At 41.2% G+C, this 388-nt stretch carries 1 protein-coding gene; it reads left to right on the top strand.

Annotated elements, in window-relative coordinates; genetic code table 11:
- Window positions 1–15: 15 nt before the first annotated feature.
- Window positions 16–388: RNA-guided endonuclease InsQ/TnpB family protein (locus ACYQ4O_RS13010; protein WP_460175878.1), on the top strand; the 373-nt coding region annotated here is incomplete at its 3' end.

Here is a 388-nt window from a genome sequence, read left to right as displayed (position 1 = left end):
CCCGAACCTATCAAGGTGCTTAAAGAATCAGCAATTAAAGGAATTGATGCAGGGATTAGAGTATTTCTTACAGATTCGGACAATCAGGAGATTGCGAATCCGAAGAATCTAACCTGTCAGCTGAAAGCACTCCGTAAGCTGAGCAAAGCCGTCTCCAGAAAACAGAAAGGAAGTCATCGAAGAAAGAAAGCAGTAGCAAAACTAAGCAAATTCCATCGACAAGTCTCTCGGAAAAGAGAGGATTTTCAGCATAAGGTCTCAAAGCAAATGGTTGACGAAATCCAAGCAGTCATTGCGGAGAGTTTAAAAATCAAGAATATGCTGCGCAATAAAAGGTTATCTCGTTCAATAGCAGATGCAGCGTGGGGCAATTTTTACAACAAACTTG

It is taken from the genome of Turicimonas sp. TL08 (assembly GCF_054660695.1).
Note: the sequence above shows the minus strand (reverse complement) of the source record. Positions and strands in the feature narration are given on the sequence as shown.